Annotated in this window: 17 protein-coding genes; 11 read left to right on the forward strand and 6 right to left on the reverse strand. The window is 69.2% G+C overall.

The genetic code is table 11. The features are described from left to right. Positions 1 to 30: 30 nt before the first annotated feature. Positions 31 to 1,005: an NADP-dependent oxidoreductase gene (locus PSEJ35_RS15330; protein ID WP_255326718.1), complete on the reverse strand. Its 975-nt coding sequence runs from the start codon at positions 1,003 to 1,005 to the stop codon at positions 31 to 33. Between the two features lie 24 nt (positions 1,006 to 1,029). Further along, positions 1,030 to 1,725, reverse strand: coding sequence for a carboxypeptidase-like regulatory domain-containing protein (locus tag PSEJ35_RS0103930; RefSeq protein WP_028916658.1), 696 nt, complete (start codon positions 1,723 to 1,725; stop codon positions 1,030 to 1,032). Between the two features lie 365 nt (positions 1,726 to 2,090). Between PSEJ35_RS0103930 and aceE the strand changes: the two genes are divergently transcribed. From aceE to PSEJ35_RS0103960, 6 genes are all read left to right on the forward strand, one after another. Further along, a complete protein-coding gene (gene aceE, locus PSEJ35_RS0103935) occupies positions 2,091 to 4,784 on the forward strand; it encodes a pyruvate dehydrogenase (acetyl-transferring), homodimeric type (protein ID WP_028916659.1) in 2,694 nt (897 codons plus the stop codon). A gap of 102 nt (positions 4,785 to 4,886) precedes the next feature. Then, positions 4,887 to 5,267, forward strand: a complete 381-nt coding sequence (locus PSEJ35_RS0103940; protein ID WP_028916660.1) for a hypothetical protein — start codon at positions 4,887 to 4,889, stop codon at positions 5,265 to 5,267. Between the two features lie 855 nt (positions 5,268 to 6,122). Continuing rightward, the gene (locus tag PSEJ35_RS0103945; RefSeq protein ID WP_028916661.1) at positions 6,123 to 7,136 is read left to right on the forward strand and encodes an NAD(P)-dependent alcohol dehydrogenase; all 1,014 of its coding nucleotides are present in this window, start codon (positions 6,123 to 6,125) and stop codon (positions 7,134 to 7,136) included. 306 nt (positions 7,137 to 7,442) lie between these two features. Beyond that, entirely contained in the window at positions 7,443 to 8,015 is a 573-nt protein-coding gene (locus tag PSEJ35_RS0103950) for a hypothetical protein (protein ID WP_028916662.1), read from the forward strand. Between the two features lie 36 nt (positions 8,016 to 8,051). Then, positions 8,052 to 8,432 (forward strand): DUF3592 domain-containing protein, encoded by a 381-nt coding sequence (locus PSEJ35_RS15335; RefSeq protein ID WP_343122509.1) that lies wholly within the window; start codon positions 8,052 to 8,054, stop codon positions 8,430 to 8,432. A gap of 75 nt (positions 8,433 to 8,507) precedes the next feature. Continuing rightward, positions 8,508 to 8,729, forward strand: a complete 222-nt coding sequence (locus PSEJ35_RS0103960) for a DUF4287 domain-containing protein (protein ID WP_028916663.1) — start codon at positions 8,508 to 8,510, stop codon at positions 8,727 to 8,729. 197 nt (positions 8,730 to 8,926) lie between these two features. Here the strand turns inward: PSEJ35_RS0103960 and PSEJ35_RS0103965 are convergent, their stop codons facing one another. Next, positions 8,927 to 9,727 carry an alpha/beta hydrolase gene (locus PSEJ35_RS0103965; protein ID WP_028916664.1) on the reverse strand — a complete coding sequence of 267 codons (801 nt, stop codon included), beginning with the start codon at positions 9,725 to 9,727 and terminating at the stop codon, positions 8,927 to 8,929. Between the two features lie 154 nt (positions 9,728 to 9,881). Beyond that, the gene (locus PSEJ35_RS0103970; protein ID WP_028916665.1) at positions 9,882 to 10,553 is read right to left on the reverse strand and encodes a Fe2+-dependent dioxygenase; all 672 of its coding nucleotides are present in this window, start codon (positions 10,551 to 10,553) and stop codon (positions 9,882 to 9,884) included. 158 nt (positions 10,554 to 10,711) lie between these two features. On the opposite strand from PSEJ35_RS0103970, the gene map reads away from it, so the two are divergent. The 3 genes from map (at position 10,712) to PSEJ35_RS0103985 (ending at position 13,559) form a co-directional block, all read left to right on the forward strand. Continuing rightward, a complete protein-coding gene (gene map, locus PSEJ35_RS0103975) occupies positions 10,712 to 11,458 on the forward strand; it encodes a type I methionyl aminopeptidase (RefSeq protein ID WP_028916666.1) in 747 nt (248 codons plus the stop codon). Positions 11,459 to 11,891: 433 nt separating this feature from the next. Beyond that, complete coding sequence (locus tag PSEJ35_RS0103980; RefSeq protein WP_051412479.1) at positions 11,892 to 12,248, forward strand: excalibur calcium-binding domain-containing protein; 357 nt, start codon at positions 11,892 to 11,894, stop codon at positions 12,246 to 12,248. Positions 12,249 to 12,911: 663 nt separating this feature from the next. Further along, complete coding sequence (locus tag PSEJ35_RS0103985) at positions 12,912 to 13,559, forward strand: glutathione S-transferase family protein (protein WP_028916668.1); 648 nt, start codon at positions 12,912 to 12,914, stop codon at positions 13,557 to 13,559. 170 nt (positions 13,560 to 13,729) lie between these two features. Here the strand turns inward: PSEJ35_RS0103985 and PSEJ35_RS0103995 are convergent, their stop codons facing one another. Then, positions 13,730 to 14,029 (reverse strand): hypothetical protein, encoded by a 300-nt coding sequence (locus tag PSEJ35_RS0103995; RefSeq protein ID WP_028916669.1) that lies wholly within the window; start codon positions 14,027 to 14,029, stop codon positions 13,730 to 13,732. A gap of 169 nt (positions 14,030 to 14,198) precedes the next feature. On the opposite strand from PSEJ35_RS0103995, the gene PSEJ35_RS0104000 reads away from it, so the two are divergent. Together PSEJ35_RS0104000 and PSEJ35_RS0104005 are read left to right on the forward strand one after the other, a co-directional pair. Next, positions 14,199 to 14,648, forward strand: coding sequence for a universal stress protein (locus PSEJ35_RS0104000; RefSeq protein ID WP_028916670.1), 450 nt, complete (start codon positions 14,199 to 14,201; stop codon positions 14,646 to 14,648). A 98-nt stretch (positions 14,649 to 14,746) separates the two neighbouring features. Then, complete coding sequence (locus tag PSEJ35_RS0104005; protein ID WP_028916671.1) at positions 14,747 to 15,277, forward strand: nucleoside 2-deoxyribosyltransferase; 531 nt, start codon at positions 14,747 to 14,749, stop codon at positions 15,275 to 15,277. A gap of 60 nt (positions 15,278 to 15,337) precedes the next feature. Here the strand turns inward: PSEJ35_RS0104005 and PSEJ35_RS0104010 are convergent, their stop codons facing one another. After that, a complete protein-coding gene (locus PSEJ35_RS0104010) occupies positions 15,338 to 15,991 on the reverse strand; it encodes a YkvA family protein (RefSeq protein ID WP_156924721.1) in 654 nt (217 codons plus the stop codon). Positions 15,992 to 16,066 lie beyond the last annotated feature (75 nt).

Consider the following 16,066-nt stretch of genomic DNA (forward strand, 5'->3'; position numbering starts at 1 on the left):
TAGGGGCGAACGGTGAAGCCGTCTTCGCACTCAGTCCAGGCGGACCAGCAGCTTGCCCAGGTTCTCGCCGCGGACCAGCCGTTCCAGTGCCAGCGGCAACGCGTCCAGGCCTTCCATCACCTCCTCGTGCCAGCGCAGCTGGCCGCTGCGCAACAGCGCGCCCAGTTCGCTGACGAACTGCGGATCGACCAGGTACTGCGGATGCGGGCGGGTGATGTCGCGCGAGGTGAACGGACGCACCTGCAACTGGCGTTCGAGCATCGCATTCAGGAAGGTTGGCAGGCGATCGCCGGTGGAGCGGTTCCACTCCTCGTCCAGCGCCCCGCACAGCGGCACGCGGGCGAAACGGTTCAGCAGCGGCAGCACCGGATTGATGCAGCGGCCGTCCACGTTCTCCACGAAGATGTCCACGCCGTCCGGACAGGCCTCGCGCAGCGCGTCCTCGAAGCCGGGCGCATCGCGGTCCAGCACGACCGCCGGAGCGAAGCTGCGGCGCACGTGCGCGCATTTCTCCGCGCCGCTGGTCACCGCGACCACCCGCGCCTGCCGTGCCTGCAGCAGCTGGCACACGGTCGCGCCGATCGGCCCGGCCGCCGCCACCACCACCGCGGTGTCGCCGGCCTTCGGCTGGCACACCTCGCGCACCGCCGACCAGGCGATGTACCCGTACAGGCCGTAGATGCCCAGCGCCGTGGCCACCGGCGCGACGTTCGGATACAGCTTGCGACGGATCTCCGAGGCATCGACCCCCTCGTGCGTCTGCCAGCCGCTGTGCGCTGGCACGTACTCGCCCTCGCGGAAGCCGCGGTGCCGCGACGCCACCACCTGCGAGACCGTGGCGCACGGCATCACCTGGCCGAGGTCGAGGCGATCGGCCGGGCCGGCATCCACCTGCATGCGCGTATGCGCGCAGATGTCGATCGACAGCAGGTGCGTGCGCTGCAGCAGCTGGCCGGGGCCTGGCGCGGGCAGCGCGAAGCATTCGCGGGCGAAGCACTCGTGCAGTGGACGCCCTCGAACGCCTCGACCTCACCGGTGTCCTGGCCCTGGAACAGGCCGAAGAAGAACAGCTTGTCCTTCACCAGCGGATTCGGCGATGGCCTCGAACGGCACCTGGTTGAAGGCCAGGCCGGTGACGATGTTGGTCACGTTGAAGCCGTTGATGTAGTAGAGGTTCTCCGCGGCCGAGCTGCCGCCGAAGGAGGCGACGTTGCCGAAGCGCGGATCGCCCTTGACCGTGCCCGGCGCCAGCAGCGCCACGTCGGTGATGTTGCGGGCAACCGGCAGCGCGTCCAGCTGCGCCTCGGTGAAGATCGTGGTCGATTCCACCGACGACAGGTCGATCGGGTTCACCGCCGCCATGCCGCGCACCTGCACGGCGTCCAGGGTGGATGGGCCGGCCTCGGCGAAGGACACGCTGCTGCCGGTGCCGGTGTTCACCACGACCTCGCGGGTGGTGGCGGTGCCGTCCGGCCCGGTGCGGGTGATGCGGTAGCGGCCGGCCGGCAGGGACGAGAAGCGGAACGTGCCGTCGGCGCCAGCGGTGATCGAGCGCTGGAAGCCGGTGTCGTCGCTGATGGCGGTGATGGTGTCGCCCGATCCGGCCTGGCCGGAGATCGTGCCGGTCGTGTTCGACTGGGCGTGGGCGCCGCTGCTGATGCAGGCCGCCAGGGCCAGGCTCAGTGCGGTCAGGCGGACTCTTCCGCCGGTGGGACCTTTGGTCATTGCGCAATTTCCATTCGGTTGGATGGACTGGCCGCTCCCCGGCGCGGCCAGCGGCGGAACCGTAGGTACCGGTTGCCAACGCCACGACTGCCTGTGGTCGGGATGAAAGAAGGCGGCCGCCGGAAGTCACGGTGACTTCCGGCAGGGGTGCGGGCCGCCTTTGGACCGGTCTGGATGCTGCACTGCGGCATCCGCGCGGGTGTCCCGGGACTGTCCCGGACAGTGCCCAATTGCTCACGAAACCATTGGAATCACAGGCACATACGCCACCGTAGCGACGCGGCGGAACCGGCTCATTGCGCTAAACTCGGTGGTCCACAAGAACACAAGCGCCGCGACCCCCCACGCGCGGCATAGGGAGTGATATGAACTGGCTGAACGAGGTGTTGCAGAACGATCCGGATCCGGCGGAGACCCGGGAATGGATCGAGTCGCTCAAGGCGGTCATCGACCGTGACGGCCCGGAGCGTGCGCACCTGCTGCTGGAGAACCTGGTCGAGCTGACCCGCCGTTCCGGCGCGTTCCTCCCCTTCTCGCCGACCACCGAGTACGTCAACACCATTCCGCCGCACATGGAGGCCAAGAGCCCCGGCGATGCCGACCTGGAATGGCGCATCCGCTCGATCATCCGCTGGAACGCCATGGCCACGGTGGTGCGTGCCAACCGCAAGCCGGGCGACCTGGGCGGCCACATCGCCTCCTTCGCCTCGGCGGCCACCCTGTACGACGTGGGCTTCAACCATTTCTGGCGCGCCCCGTCGGAGAACCACCCGGGCGACCTGCTCTACATCCAGGGCCACAGCGCCCCGGGCATCTACGCCCGCTCCTTCCTCGAGGGCCGGATCAGCGAGAGCCAACTGGACAACTTCCGCATGGAGGTGGACGGCCGCGGCATCTCGTCCTACCCGCACCCCTGGCTGATGCCCGACTACTGGCAGACCCCGACCGTCTCCATGGGCCTGGGCCCGCTGGCGGCGATCTACCAGGCCCAGTTCATGAAGTACCTGGAGCACCGCGGCCTGATCGCGCCGTCCGACCGCAAGGTCTGGTGCTTCCTGGGCGACGGCGAGACCGACGAGCCCGAGAGCCTGGGCGCCATCGCCCTGGCCGGGCGCGAGGGCCTGGACAACCTGGTGTTCGTGGTCAACTGCAACCTGCAGCGCCTGGACGGCCCGGTGCGCGGCAACGGCAAGATCATCCAGGAGCTGGAGGGCGTGTTCCGCGGCGCCGGCTGGAACGTCATCAAGCTGATCTGGGGCAGCTACTGGGATCCGCTCCTGGCGCGCGACACCAACGGCGTGCTGCGCAAGCTGATGATGGAGACCGTCGACGGCGAGTACCAGAACTGCAAGGCCTTCGGCGGCGCCTACACCCGCGAGCACTTCTTCGGCAAGTACCCCGAGACCCGCGCCATGGTCGCCAACCTGTCCGACGAGGACATCTGGCGCCTGAACCGCGGCGGCCACGACCCGCACAAGGTCTACGCCGCCTACCACGCGGCGGTGAACACCCAGGGCATGCCCACCGTGATCCTGGCCAAGACGGTCAAGGGCTACGGCATGGGCTCGGCCGGCGAGTCGCTCAACCCCACCCACCAGACCAAGAAGCTGGACGACGATGCGGTGCGCGCCTTCCGCGACCGCTTCAACATCCCCCTCAGCGACAAGCAGCTGGAGGAGGCCGAGCAGGTGCCGTTCTACCATCCGGGCGAGGATTCGCCGGAGGTGCAGTACCTGAAGGAGCGTCGCGCCGCGCTGGGCGGCTACCTGCCGCAGCGCCGCCGCAAGGCCAGCAAGTCCTTCGCCGTGCCCGGCCTGGACAAGTACGAGCGCCTGCTCAAGGACAGCGGCGAGCGCACCTACTCCACCACCATGGCCTTCGTGCAGACGCTGAACATCGCCCTGCGCGACAAGGAAGTGGGCCCGCGCCTGGTGCCCATCGTGGCCGACGAGGCCCGCACCTTCGGCATGGAGGGCCTGTTCCGCCAGATCGGCATCTACGCCCCGTTCGGCCAGAAGTACAAGCCGGTGGACGCCGACCAGCTGATGTACTACCGCGAGGACCAGTCCGGCCAGGTGCTGCAGCAGGGCATCAGCGAGCCGGGCGCGATCGCCTCGTGGATGGCCGCCGGCACCAGCTACTCGGTGTCCGACGTGCCCATGCTGCCGTTCTACATCTACTACTCGATGTTCGGCTTCCAGCGCGTGGGCGACATCGCCTGGCAGGCGGCGGACATGCGCACCCGCGGCTTCCTGCTCGGCGGCACCGCCGGCCGCACCACGCTCAACGGCGAGGGCCTGCAGCACGAGGACGGGCACAGCCACCTGCTGGCCGGCGCCATCCCCAACTGCCGCAGCTACGACCCGACCTTCGGCTACGAGGTCACCGTCATCATCCAGCACGGCATGAAGGCCATGCTGGAAGACCAGATCGACGAGTACTACTACGTCACCCTGATGAACGAGAACTACACCCATCCGGAAATGCCGGCGGGTGCGGAGACCGGCATCATCAAGGGCATGTACCTGCTCAAGGACGCCGGCAAGCCGAAGAAGGGCGAGCTGCGCGTGCAGCTGCTGGGCAGCGGCACCATCCTGCGCGAGGCGATCGCCGCGGCCGAACTGCTGGACAAGGACTTCGGCGTCACCGCCGACATCTGGTCCTGCCCGAGCTTCAACGAGCTGCGCCGCGACGGCTTCGACGCCGAGCGCTGGAACCGCATGAACCCGGAAGCCAAGACCCCGCGCAAGGCCTACGTGACCGAGCTGCTGGAAGGCCGCCAGGGCCCGGCGATCGCCGCCACCGACTACGTGCGCGCCTTCGCCGACCAGATCCGCGCCTTCGTGCCGATGCACTACACCGTGCTGGGCACCGACGGCTTCGGCCGCTCCGACACCCGCGCCAACCTGCGCCGCTTCTTCGAGGTGGACCGCTACTACATCGCCCACGCGGCGATCGCGGCCCTGGCGAAGGACGGCAAGATGACCGGCAAGGATGTGGCCAGGGCGATCAAGCAGTACAAGATCGATCCGGAGAAGGCGAACCCCATCGGGGTTTGATACCCGGCGAAGCAGTAGCAAAAAGGGCGGCCGAGAGGCCGCCCTTTTGTTTTGGACGTTCCGGAGGCTTGTGCGATTCCGCGGTGTTACAAGGCCTGCCTGGTGGACAGCGAACACCACGTGCTGCGGCGCTATCGCTACATCGAGCTGAATCCGGTGCGCGCCCGGATCATCGACGACCCGGTTGTCTATCGCTGGTCCAGCTGCGCCGCCAATACCGGGCAGAGGCCAGGCTCCGGGCTGATACCGCATGCCGCCTGGCGCGCGTTGGGCCACACCGATACCGAACGTGCGGCGGCCTACCGGACATTGCTGGACGAAGCCTTGGACGAAGGGACGCTCGCCGAGATCAGGGCATACCTCCAGCAGCAACGCGCCCTGGGCCGTGACGCCTTTCGCGTCGTGGTCGAGGCCAGAACCCGGCGCTTTGCCGGAATCCGCCCCGCCCACCGGCCGCCACGCACGCCTTCACCACAGAAGTGAACTTGAGCCCGTTTTCCCTTTTCTTAAGCTGGCGCCCGGGAATGGCCATCCGCCAGCCCTTCCTGCGTTGGCAAGCAGTGCATCGCAAGTCGAGTGTTCGCGCGCCTGACCTCCAGGTGCTCGGCTCGGAATCGAAGCTAAGAGCCCGCAAACTCACATCTTGCCCGAGGAGGAAGCCGTGAAATTCAAAGCTATCCGTAGCGTTGCCCCTGTGCTTGCTGCCCTGGTACTTGTCTGTTCGGCGTGCTCGAAGGCGCCGGCCCCCACCACAAAAGGGGACTGACGCCGAAAGGGCGGTGGCGGACGTCCGCGCAGCACAAGAACAGTTGGGAAAGCGTTGACGCAACTGGCCAAGGTTTCCAGGCCTGTAACCGATCCAGATGTCCTCGTAAGAGAACTCGGAATCCAGCCGGAGCGCGCGGCTGCCATGACCGCGGGGAATGGTCCTGCCTTCACCTTCGACACCACCGCTGCGGTGATTGTTTGCACGGGAAATACTTGCGAGTGCCATGGCAAGGATGAATGCAGCTATACATTCTCGGATATATGCAAGGATGCGACGCTTCCGGCAAGCTGCACCGATGCGCCTGATGAGGTTCGGGTTTGCACCTGCCAATGGAAGGTCGATCGCTAGTACCAAGAAATAATGTGCGAAGCGGCGACAGGTTCACTTCCGGACTGCGGAGAGGCGCTGGTGATCTCCCGCAGCGTCACCTGTGAACCTGTTCGGCAAGAAGTGTGCATGTGGCAGTTTGGCCGCTGTTACAGGCGCCCATGGCATCCCGCTTCTGATCCGTCAACTGCGCTGGGCAGGGAGTATCGTGTGCAGGACGCTGGCACCCCCGGAGAGAGCATATGACCACGTACCACGCATGGGCCGCGTCGCGGCCCGGGGCTGCCCTCGAGCCGTTCGAGTACGACCCGGGTCCCCTGGGGGCCGAAGAGGTGGAGATTACTGTCGAGCATTGCGGGATCTGCCACTCGGACCTGTCGATGCTGGACAACGCGTGGGGCTTCACCCGGTACCCGTTCGTGCCCGGGCATGAGGCCATCGGGCGGGTCACCGCGATGGGCGCGAAGGCCAAGGGCGTGTCGATCGGCCAGCGGGTGGGCCTGGGCTGGAATGCGTCCAGCTGCCTGCACTGCGATCCCTGCCTGGCAGGCAACCAGCACCTGTGCCGCGAGGTACAGCCGACCCTCGCCGGTCGCCACGGCGCTTTCGCCGACAAGGTACGCGCGCACTGGGTCTGGGTGGTGCCGCTGCCGGCAGGCCTGGATGCGGCCGAATCCGGGCCGCTGCTGTGCGGCGGCATCACCGTGTTCGCGCCGCTGCTGGAGCTGGGCATTCCGCCGACGGCGCGGGTGGGCGTGATCGGTATCGGTGGGCTGGGCCACATGGCGCTGAAGTTCTGCCGCGCCTGGGGCTGCGAGGTCACCGCCTTCACCAGCAGTGCCACCAAGGAAGAAGAGGCGCGGGCCTTCGGTGCCCATCGGGTGGTCACCACCGGCGATGCCGAGGCGCTGCAGGCGCTGGCCGGCAGTCTGGACCTGATCATTGACACGGTGAACGTCGCCCTGGACTGGAACGGCCTGCTCAACGCGCTGGCGCCGAAGGGGCGGCTGCATGTGGTGGGCACGGTGCTGGAGCCGATCGCGGTCTCGGTCTTCCCGCTGCTGTCGGGGCAGCGCAGCATCTCCGGCTCGCCGACCGGTTCGCGTGGCGCGATCGACACCATGCTCGATTTCGCCGCCCGTCACGACGTGGCGCCGCAGACCGAGCACTTCCCGATGAGTCGCGCGAACGAGGCGTTGGACCACCTGCGTGCGGGCAAGGCGCGCTACCGCATCGTCCTAGACGCCGACTTCTGAGGCGGGGTCAGGTTCACTTCCCGGTTCAGGTAGGCGGGACACGCACGGTCGCGCTCGCGATCGTAGTTATCGAGGAAGCACGGCAACCGTTTGTTGCCGCGTTGCACGATGTGTTGGGCGATGCCAGGCAGGTCGATGTGGGCAGGCGAGCGATACGGGCAGGATGCGACCGGGTTCGCAGTCTGTCTGTCCGCTCCTTCCGGCCCGCCCGCACTGCACCCCCCCGTCTTGTCCGACCCGCGCGCGGTGCGGGAAGATGCTTCGTCCCTGCGGGGACATCAGGAGATCCTGGTCCACGGAGGAACCATGCGTCTGCTACTGGTTGTTGCTGTCCTGCTGCTGTCCGCCTCCAGTGGTGGAAACCTGGCATCCTCTGCCGATGTCATCGCCAAGGCAGACGCGTCCCCGGCGGGAACACCTGCCGCCCGCCAGGCCGGTTGGGGCCACGCGCACTACTCGGTCGGCGACACCACGGTCACCTTCAGGCACGCGCTGCGGCTGCCCGACTTCGACGGCAAGATCCGCCTGCTGCTGACCCCGGACGTGCTGGAGCCGGAAGAGCGGGAACGCATCCGCAACCACCCGATGCCCGAGCTGCTGCTGCTCACCCGCACGGCCGCTGGCTTCGGCGAACGCTACCCGCACGTGATCATCGACATCCTGCCCGACGGCAGCCTCCGCTCCGGTGGGGTCAGCTACTTGTCGGTGACCGCTTCGTGCATCGTCGGTCCCACCCACACCGACAACATCAGCCGCACCGGTACTACCCACGGCGTGGAGCTGCTGGAAGTGCAGGACGACAAGGTACGCCTGCGCGCGCGCGGGCATGCCGTGATCGACGGCGTCCGCCGCGACTGGGTATTCGACGTCACGACCTGACAGACAGTCCCCTGTCTCACCTACGGTGGCGGCGCCGTGCACCTCATGCGCATCCGCCGCTGGCCCGAGGTGCCCGGTGAGCTGTACGAGGCCGGCCAGGCGCCGTTCGGAACGGCAATGGTCGCCAGCGAACAGACCTGGCGGTATGAAGTCGAATACGGCTACGTCGTCGACGGCAGGCGTTACCGCGGGCACCGGCTGTCGGCGTGGCCGATGATCGCCTCCGGCATCGCCCGCGGCGTGCTCGACCTGCAGGCCCGCGGCATCCGCCGCATCGGCGACAAGGTTCTGGTCATCCATCACCCCCGCAAACCCCGGCGCTCGTACCTGGTGCGGCCGGGGTGGGGTGGGATCGCCGTCCTGCTCGCCCTGGCGCTGCTGCCGCCGGCGCTCTACTTCCTCCACTTCGGCATCTGAGGCCGTACGGCGGCGGAGTGTCGATCCGCATGGCCCCCGCGCGTCGCCTCCACGAATCCACCCTGGAGAGCCGCCATGGCCAGCGTCGAGAAAGTGAAAGGTCCCGCCTCGTACTTCCCGTCGATCGAGAAGACCTGCGGCAAACGAGTCGCGCACTGGTTTGCCGTGCTCGACGGCGTGGCCGGCCGGAAGCATGGCGAGCAGGTCGCCTTCCTCAAGGCCGAACACGGGCTGGGCCACGGCCACGCGAACGCGCTGGTGGCCTACCACCGCAACCGCGGCGGCGCGCCTGCCTGAGGCGCGCCGCGGCCGGCCGTCTCCCTGGTTGGCGCAGCCGTAGCCCGGATAAGGCCGAAGGCCGCATCCGGGGAGGGCTCGCCGCATCCCCATCATGGGCGTGCCGGGGCGGGGTTTCCCCCGGATGCGCTTCGCTTATCCGGGCTACGGGGGCAGCGCGGGCTGCGTGTGGCCCGGTGGGAGCGGGGTGCGTGTGATCACTCCGCCGCTACCGCACGGTTGCGGTCGTTGACCGACTCCTCGATCAGGGTCGCCACGCCGCGCGGGTCTTCCTGCTGGGCGACATGGCCGCCGGGGAAGGTGCGGATGGTCCAGCCGCGCTTCTCGGCGTTCTGCCAGCTCCTGTCGGTCTTCGCGCGTTCCTCGGCGTTCTGGCCTTCCGGCACGAAGGCCACGTAGGTCACCGGCAGCGCCAGCGCGGCCGGGTTCCTGTACGACACCGGCTGCTCGAAGCACTTGATCGACTGCTTGACGCTGTACGGCGGCTTGTCGCCGGGCTTCACCCACGGCACCTGCATGAAGCCGTCCTTGAAGCGGTCGGCCGGCAGCGGGCCGCGGCTGCCGAACAGGTCCCACAGCGCTTGCCCGTCGGCGGGCACGGCCGCGTCGAGGAACACCACGTGGCGGATGCGCTCGGGGATCCGGTCCATCACCCCGGTGACCACCATGCCGCCGTAGCTGTGCCCGGTGAGCACGACATCGTGCAGGTCCTCGAACAGGATCAGGTTGACCACGTCGTTGATGTGGGTCTGCAGGTCGATGTCGGGGCTGTTGAGGTGTTCGCGTTCGCCCAGGCCGGTGAGCGTCGCGCGGTACACGGTATGCCCATCGTCGGCGAGGAACTGGCCGGTGCGCTTCCATTCCCAGGCGCCGGCGGTGGCGCCGTGGACGAGGACGAAGGTCTGCTTCGAGGTGGCCGGTGCGGCGTACGCGGCGGTCGACAGCAGGAACAGCAGGCCCAGGAGCAGGGCGATCGGACGGAACGGGCGGAAGCTCATCGTGGACATCCATCTGGCCGGGGATCGGAGCTGCAAGGGTGCCATTGCGGCGCGCGCGAACCCATGGACAAACATGGTGGCCGCGATAACCGTTCCGGTATCGGAGGCGGGCCGATACACGCCGGACCACGGCAGCGACCGCCTGTCCCCCCGGTTACGGCTCGGCGTTACGCCGCAGCAGGTTCGAGTACGACTTGGTGAGCAGGGCCACCGCGCGTTCGGTGCCTTCCATCCCGGAGATCAGCTCGCGCGCCTCGGAGATGTCGTGCAGCAGCTCGCGCACCGCCGGTTCGCGCACCAGGCTCTGCACCCAGCCGACCACCGCCAGCCGTTCGCCGCGTTCGACCGGGCGCACCCGGTGCAGCTGGCCGGTCGGATAGCAGATCGCCGAGCCGGCCGGCAGCTTGAATGCCTGTTCGCCGCTGCCGGTCTCGAAGGCCAGCTCGCCGCCCTCGTAGCTGTCCGGTTCGCTGAGGAACAGGGTGAAGGACACGTCGCTGCGCACGTGGTTGGGCTCGCCCATGATCGGCGCGTCCACGTGCAGGCCGTAGGTCATGCCCGGCTCGTACCGGCTGACCAGCACGGCTCCCAGGCGTCGCGGCTGGGCGATGCTCATGAACGGGTCGCAGCGGCCCAGCGCCTGCATCACGACCTGGGTGATGTCCTTCATCACCGGATGCCCGGGTGGGATCTGCTGATTGTTCTTGACCTTGTGCAGCATCTCGCCGGCGGTCACGCGGCCGTCGGTGAACGGCACGGTCGCGATCTTCTGGCGGATCAGCGCCAGTTCGTCGGGCGTGACCAGATTGGAAAGCGTCAGGATCATCAGGCATACCCCTATGCCGCGTACTGCAGTCCCCTCGGGCAAGTGTAGGGGTTGCGGCCGCGGGAACAAACCCGGCGCGCGGGCAACGGCATGGGATCGCCGGTCGACATGGAGGCCGACACTCGGCCGCGCGCCATCGACCCGCTAGACTCCGGTGCATGACCATCGAACATCCTTCCGACATCGAGGCCCTGCAGCGCGTCGGTGGCCTCGTCGCCCGCGTCCGCGAAACGATGCTGGCCGCCGCCAGGCCCGGCATGACCACCGCCGAGCTGGACGCGATCGGCGAACGCATGCTGGCCGAGGCCGGCGCGCGTTCGGCGCCGCGCCTGGTCTACAACTTTCCCGGCGCGACCTGCATCAGCATCAACGAGGAAGCCGCCCACGGCATCCCCGGCAGCCGCGTGCTGAAGCCGGGCGACGTGCTCAACGTCGACGTGTCCGCCGAGCTGGACGGCTACTACGCCGATACCGGTGGCACCCGCGTGCTGCCGAGGGCGGCGCCGCGCGACGTGCGCCTGTGCCACGCCGCGCGCACCGCGCTGGCCGAGGCGATGAAGGTGGCGCGCGCCGGGCAGCCGCTCAACGGCATCGGCGCGGCGATCGAGGCCACTGCCCGGCGCTTCGGTTTCCGCGTGATCGAGAACCTGGGCAGCCACGGCGTGGGCCGCGGCCTGCACGAGGAGCCGGGCCACATCGCCGGCTACTATGACCCCACCGACACCCGCGTGCTGCACGAGGGCATGGTCATCACCATCGAGCCCTTCATCTCGACCCGCAGCCGCATGGTCGAGGAGGGCGCCGACGGCTGGACCCTGCTCGCCGGCGAAGGCAACCGCTCGGCGCAGTTCGAGCACACTTTGGTCATCACCCGCGACGCACCGATCGTGGTGACCCTGCACTGAGTCTCGGCCGGGCAGCAGGACCGCCGGACCCGGTCACGTAGCCCGGATAAGGCCAAAGGCCGCATCCGGGGCAATCCGCCGCATGTCCATCAGGCGCATGCCGCGTCCAAGTCCCCGGATGCGCTTCGCTTATCCGGGCTACGCGGCCACGAGAATGGCGCAGTCGTAGCCCGGACAAGGCCGGAGGCCGCATCCGGGAGGACTCGCCGTATCCCCATCGGCGTGTGCCGGGGCCGGGGTCCCCCGGATGCGCTTCGCTTATCCGGGCTACGAGACCTCTCCCGATTGGGGGCGCGTGACCTGGGCCGATGGCGGGGACGCCTTCAGTGCCTGCGCGCTGCCGCGCGGTTGACTTCGCGGTCCCCGGGCGCTGGGATGGGCTCCGGGGAAGGCGTGCGCCACGCACGAGCCTTGGACGGTACGGGGGAACGCCATGCCGAAGCTGCGGAGCTGGGGAGTGTTGCTGCTTGCCGCGGGCATGCTCGATGTGCAGGCACATCCAGGCGGGTTGAACAGCGATGGTTGCCACAACGACCGGCGCAATGGCGGCTATCACTGCCATCGCGCGCCGGCAGGGGCTGCGCCGCAAGCGCCCGCGCAGACCGGTGCGCGCGAGGGCCCATCGCCGGCGGGCCTGGCGCCCCCGCAGGCCGCCCCGGCGGGGCGCCCCTTCCGCAACTGCGACGAGGCCCGCGCCGCTGGTGCCGCCCCGGTCCGCCGCGGCGATCCCGGCTACGGCCCGCACCTGGACCGCGACAACGACGGCATCGGCTGCGAGCCACGGCGCTGACCGCGCCCGGCGACACAGGTCCCCGGATGCGGCCTTCGGCCTTCTCCGGGCTACGCCCGTAGCCCCGATAAGCGCAGCGCATCCGGGAGGTCGTGGCCGCCGGCCTCCGGGATGCCAGGTCGCCGGCGTCGCAGCCCGGGTACGTGGGAAGCGCGCGCTTCTGCCTGGGTGCGATGCGGACGTACGTCGCGTGCCCCGTCCCCGGATGCGGCCTTCGGCCTTGTCCGGGCGACGCGCCCGTAGCCCGGATAAGCTCAGCGCATCCGGGATGCCATGCCGGGTGGCGCCCGCCGTAGCAGTGTGCGCCGCCCTCACGGCGCGCCGATCCGCCCTTTCGTATGGTCGACGCGCCGCCGTCCTGGCGCGGCACGTTGTCGACGCGACGAGGAACGCATGGAAGACCTGATCGGCTGGGCGGCGGTGAGGCGGACGTGACCCGCCGGTCAATGCGACGTTCAAGACGTGCCGTGGAGCGCAGCACGTCCATCGGCGCCAGGCGGTTGCGACGGCCACCCGTCGGCCGCTGTTCCGCGACGCCAGCGCCCGAACACGCGGACCGCGCCCCCGGACGCGATCGGCACGCCGGCCAAGGCGGCCGGCCCGCGTGTCGAAACCCGCGCCGCACGGCCGTCGCCGAGTCGAGTCGATGCCCTGGAGTCCGCCATGAAGCTGCTCTTCAGCCGCAACCCCAACCCGCGTCTGGCGGTGGCCACCGCGCGCTACGTCGGCGCCGTGGTGGAGTTCGAGTTCGCCGCGCCGTTCGCGCCGGGCCAGGCCGAACGTTACCGCCCGCTCAACCCGAGCCTGCGCCTGCCGATCCTGGTCTATCCCGGCGGCAGCCTGTGGGAGGCCGACGCCATCGCCTGCCGGCTCTCGCGCCAGACCGACGCCGGCTTCTGGCGCAGCGGCGCGGCCGAGCCGCGGATGATCCAGTGGATCAGCTGGGGCAAGCAGAACTTCGTGCACGCCTGCGACATGGTCTGCTTCGAGCGGGTCACCAAACAGCGCTACGGGCTGGGCCCGGTCGATGAGCGCAACGTGCAGGAGGGCCTGGAGCGCTTTGCGGAATCGGCGGCCTTGCTGGACGAACACCTGGCCACGCGCGAGTGGCTGCTCGGCGATGGCATTTCCTACGCCGATTTCCGCATGGCCACCTTCCTGCCACACATCGAACTCTCGCGCCTGCCGCTGCACGAATGGCCGGCGCTCAGCCGCTGGTATGCGCAGCTGGAAGAACTGGAAGACTGGCGCGACCCCTTCCGCGGCCTCGACGCCCCGGAGCTCCCGCCGGTGCCGGGAATCGGGACGTAGCCCGGGTGCGCTTCGCTTACCCGTGCTACACGGCAGAAGCGATAAGCGGCGGCGGCGTCAGTGCGTCGCCCCGGTCATCCGGAACACCCACACCAGCGCCCCGCCCAGCAGGAAGATGCCGAGGATGATCGCGCCCATGATCCGCAGCGGGCGACGCGCGTTGCGCTCGGTCACGTGCGTTCTCCGGCCGGCGGATCCGGATCCTCCGGCCCGGTGGTGGCGCCGCTGCGTGGGCAGGGCTCGCCCTCGGTCTCGCCGGGAATGAGTCCCGCCGAGGCGAGCATGCAGTTGAGGCGGCCGTTGGCGTAGGCCTCGTGTTCGGCCGGGAGGTTGCGGGTGAGGCTCTCGGCCTCGGCCTCGGCCGAGAACGCGCGCAACACGTCTTCCCCGTCGGCGTGCTGGGCGATCAGTTCGGGCAGGCGTTTTTCCAGGCGCGCCAGTTCGGCATCGATGTCGGCTCGGCTGTTCATGCGCCGATGGTCCGCCGGGGGCCGTCATGGCGACGTGTGCGTACGACGGCGTATTCATACGCCGGCGCATTGCGACTTTCGTCGCGCAGTGCGGCGATTTGATCCCGATCAATGCCCGCCGCCGGCAACCCCGGAACAATCGCCTCCATCCCGCAGGCGGAGCACTGACATGTACAAGCATCTGCTGGTTCCCACCGACGGTTCGAAGCTTTCCGACCACGCCATCGACCAGGCGCTCAGGTTCGCCAAGGCCACCGGCGCGCGCGTGACCCTGTTCACCGTGATCGAGCCCTTCCATGTCATCGCCTACGCCCCCGAACAGGTGGCCGAAACCCGCGACGCGTACGACAGGCACGCGCGCGAGGAAGCGGCACGCCGCCTCGCCGCCGCCGGCGCGAAGGCCGAAGCGGCCGGCGTGGCCTACGACACCGCGTCCACCGTGGCCGAGGATCCGCACGAGGCGATCATCATTGCCGCCAAGCAGGCCGGCTGCGACCTGATCGCGATGGCCTCGCACGGCCGCCGCGGCGTCAAGGCGCTGGTGCTCGGCAGCGTGACCGCCAAGGTGCTGACCCACTCCGACATCCCCGTGCTGGTCTACCGGCACTTCGAGGACTGACTCTCCAGGGGCACGGCGGCGCGTCGTCCGGCACCTCCCCTTCGGTGGGGACGACGCGTCGCCATGCACTTGCAACGGCTGTATCGTCGCCGGCAGGCATGATCCGTTCCCTCTACCTGGCCGGTCCGGACGTGTTCCGCCCCGATGCGCGTGCGCGTGGCGCGGAACTGAAGGCGCTGTGCGCGCGCCACGGCTTCGAAGGCCTGTTCCCGCTGGACCAGGACGTGCCGGCGCACGTCACCGATCCGGTCGCGCAGGCGAAGTGGATCTACCACGCCAACATCGGCCTGATCGAACGCGCCGACGCGGTGCTGGCCAACCTCGATTTCTTCCGTGGGCCAGAGCCTGACAGCGGCACCTGCTTCGAGGTCGGCTACGCGGTGGCGCGTGGCAAGCCGGTGTTCGGCTACATCCCCGACGGCGGCACCTTCGCCGCGCGGATCCGTCGCCGCCATCCGCACGCGATCGGCCCCGACGGCCTGCTCGATGTGCACGGCTGGAGCATCGAGGAGTTCGGCCTGCCGCTGAACCTGATGCTGGCCGTCCCCGCGCCGCTGGTGGTCGGCGACGCCGGCATGGCGCTGGCGCAGCTGGAGCGCTACCGCGAGCGCATCGTTTCCCAGGGCTGAAAAAAACCGCCCCCGGAGGGGCGGTATCGAAGGGTGCCCGGACGTGGGGCCCGGCGCGCTTCAGTGGATCCGGAACATGGGCGCCGGCGCCGGCACGTAGCTGGACTCGCGCACGCGGCGGCGGTGCGCATTCAGGGCCGCCTCGACGTCGCGGGCCGCTTCCCACGCGGCGCGGTCGAACGGCAGCTCGGCCGGGTCGCAGCCGCGCAGGTGCGCTTCCAGCGTGCGCAGGCGCAGGAAGTCGCGGTAGCAGGCCACTTCCTGGCGCAGGGTCGGCCAGGCGGTGTCGACCACGATGGCGTCGTCCAGGCGGCCGACCTGCGGGATCCAGTCCGGGATCAGGTCGTGCTCGTCGCGGGCATAGCCGGCCACCAGCCCGGCGCAGTCGGCGACGGCGGCGGCGACCGCCCAGGCCGGGTCGGCGACCAGGCCGGCGACCGTTTCCATCCAGGAAATCCGTTCAGCGATGCATCCGGGAGCGGGCGCGTCCGTGCCGGAGGACAGCTGGCGGGCGGCTGTGGCCAGCTGGTCGAAGACCAGCGGGCGGCTCCGGCCCAGGCGGGCCAGCAGCTGGTTGAAGCGTTCCAGGTCGGCGCTGGCCGGGCGGAAGTGGCCGATGGCCTTGCGGCGGTGGGGCAGGGCAAAGGCCAGGGGGGCGTCCAGGACGGAAGGCAGCGGCTGGACCAGGTGGCGGGTAGTCATCACAGCGTTCATCGATCGTCTCCAGAGGGGGTGTGGCGCGGCAGTTGCCGGCGCAGGACCAGCTTCCCCGGGCCGCGGAGGCGGGTC

The sequence above is a fragment of the Pseudoxanthomonas sp. J35 genome (assembly GCF_000513995.1).
Taxonomy (GTDB): Bacteria; Pseudomonadota; Gammaproteobacteria; order Xanthomonadales; family Xanthomonadaceae; genus Pseudoxanthomonas.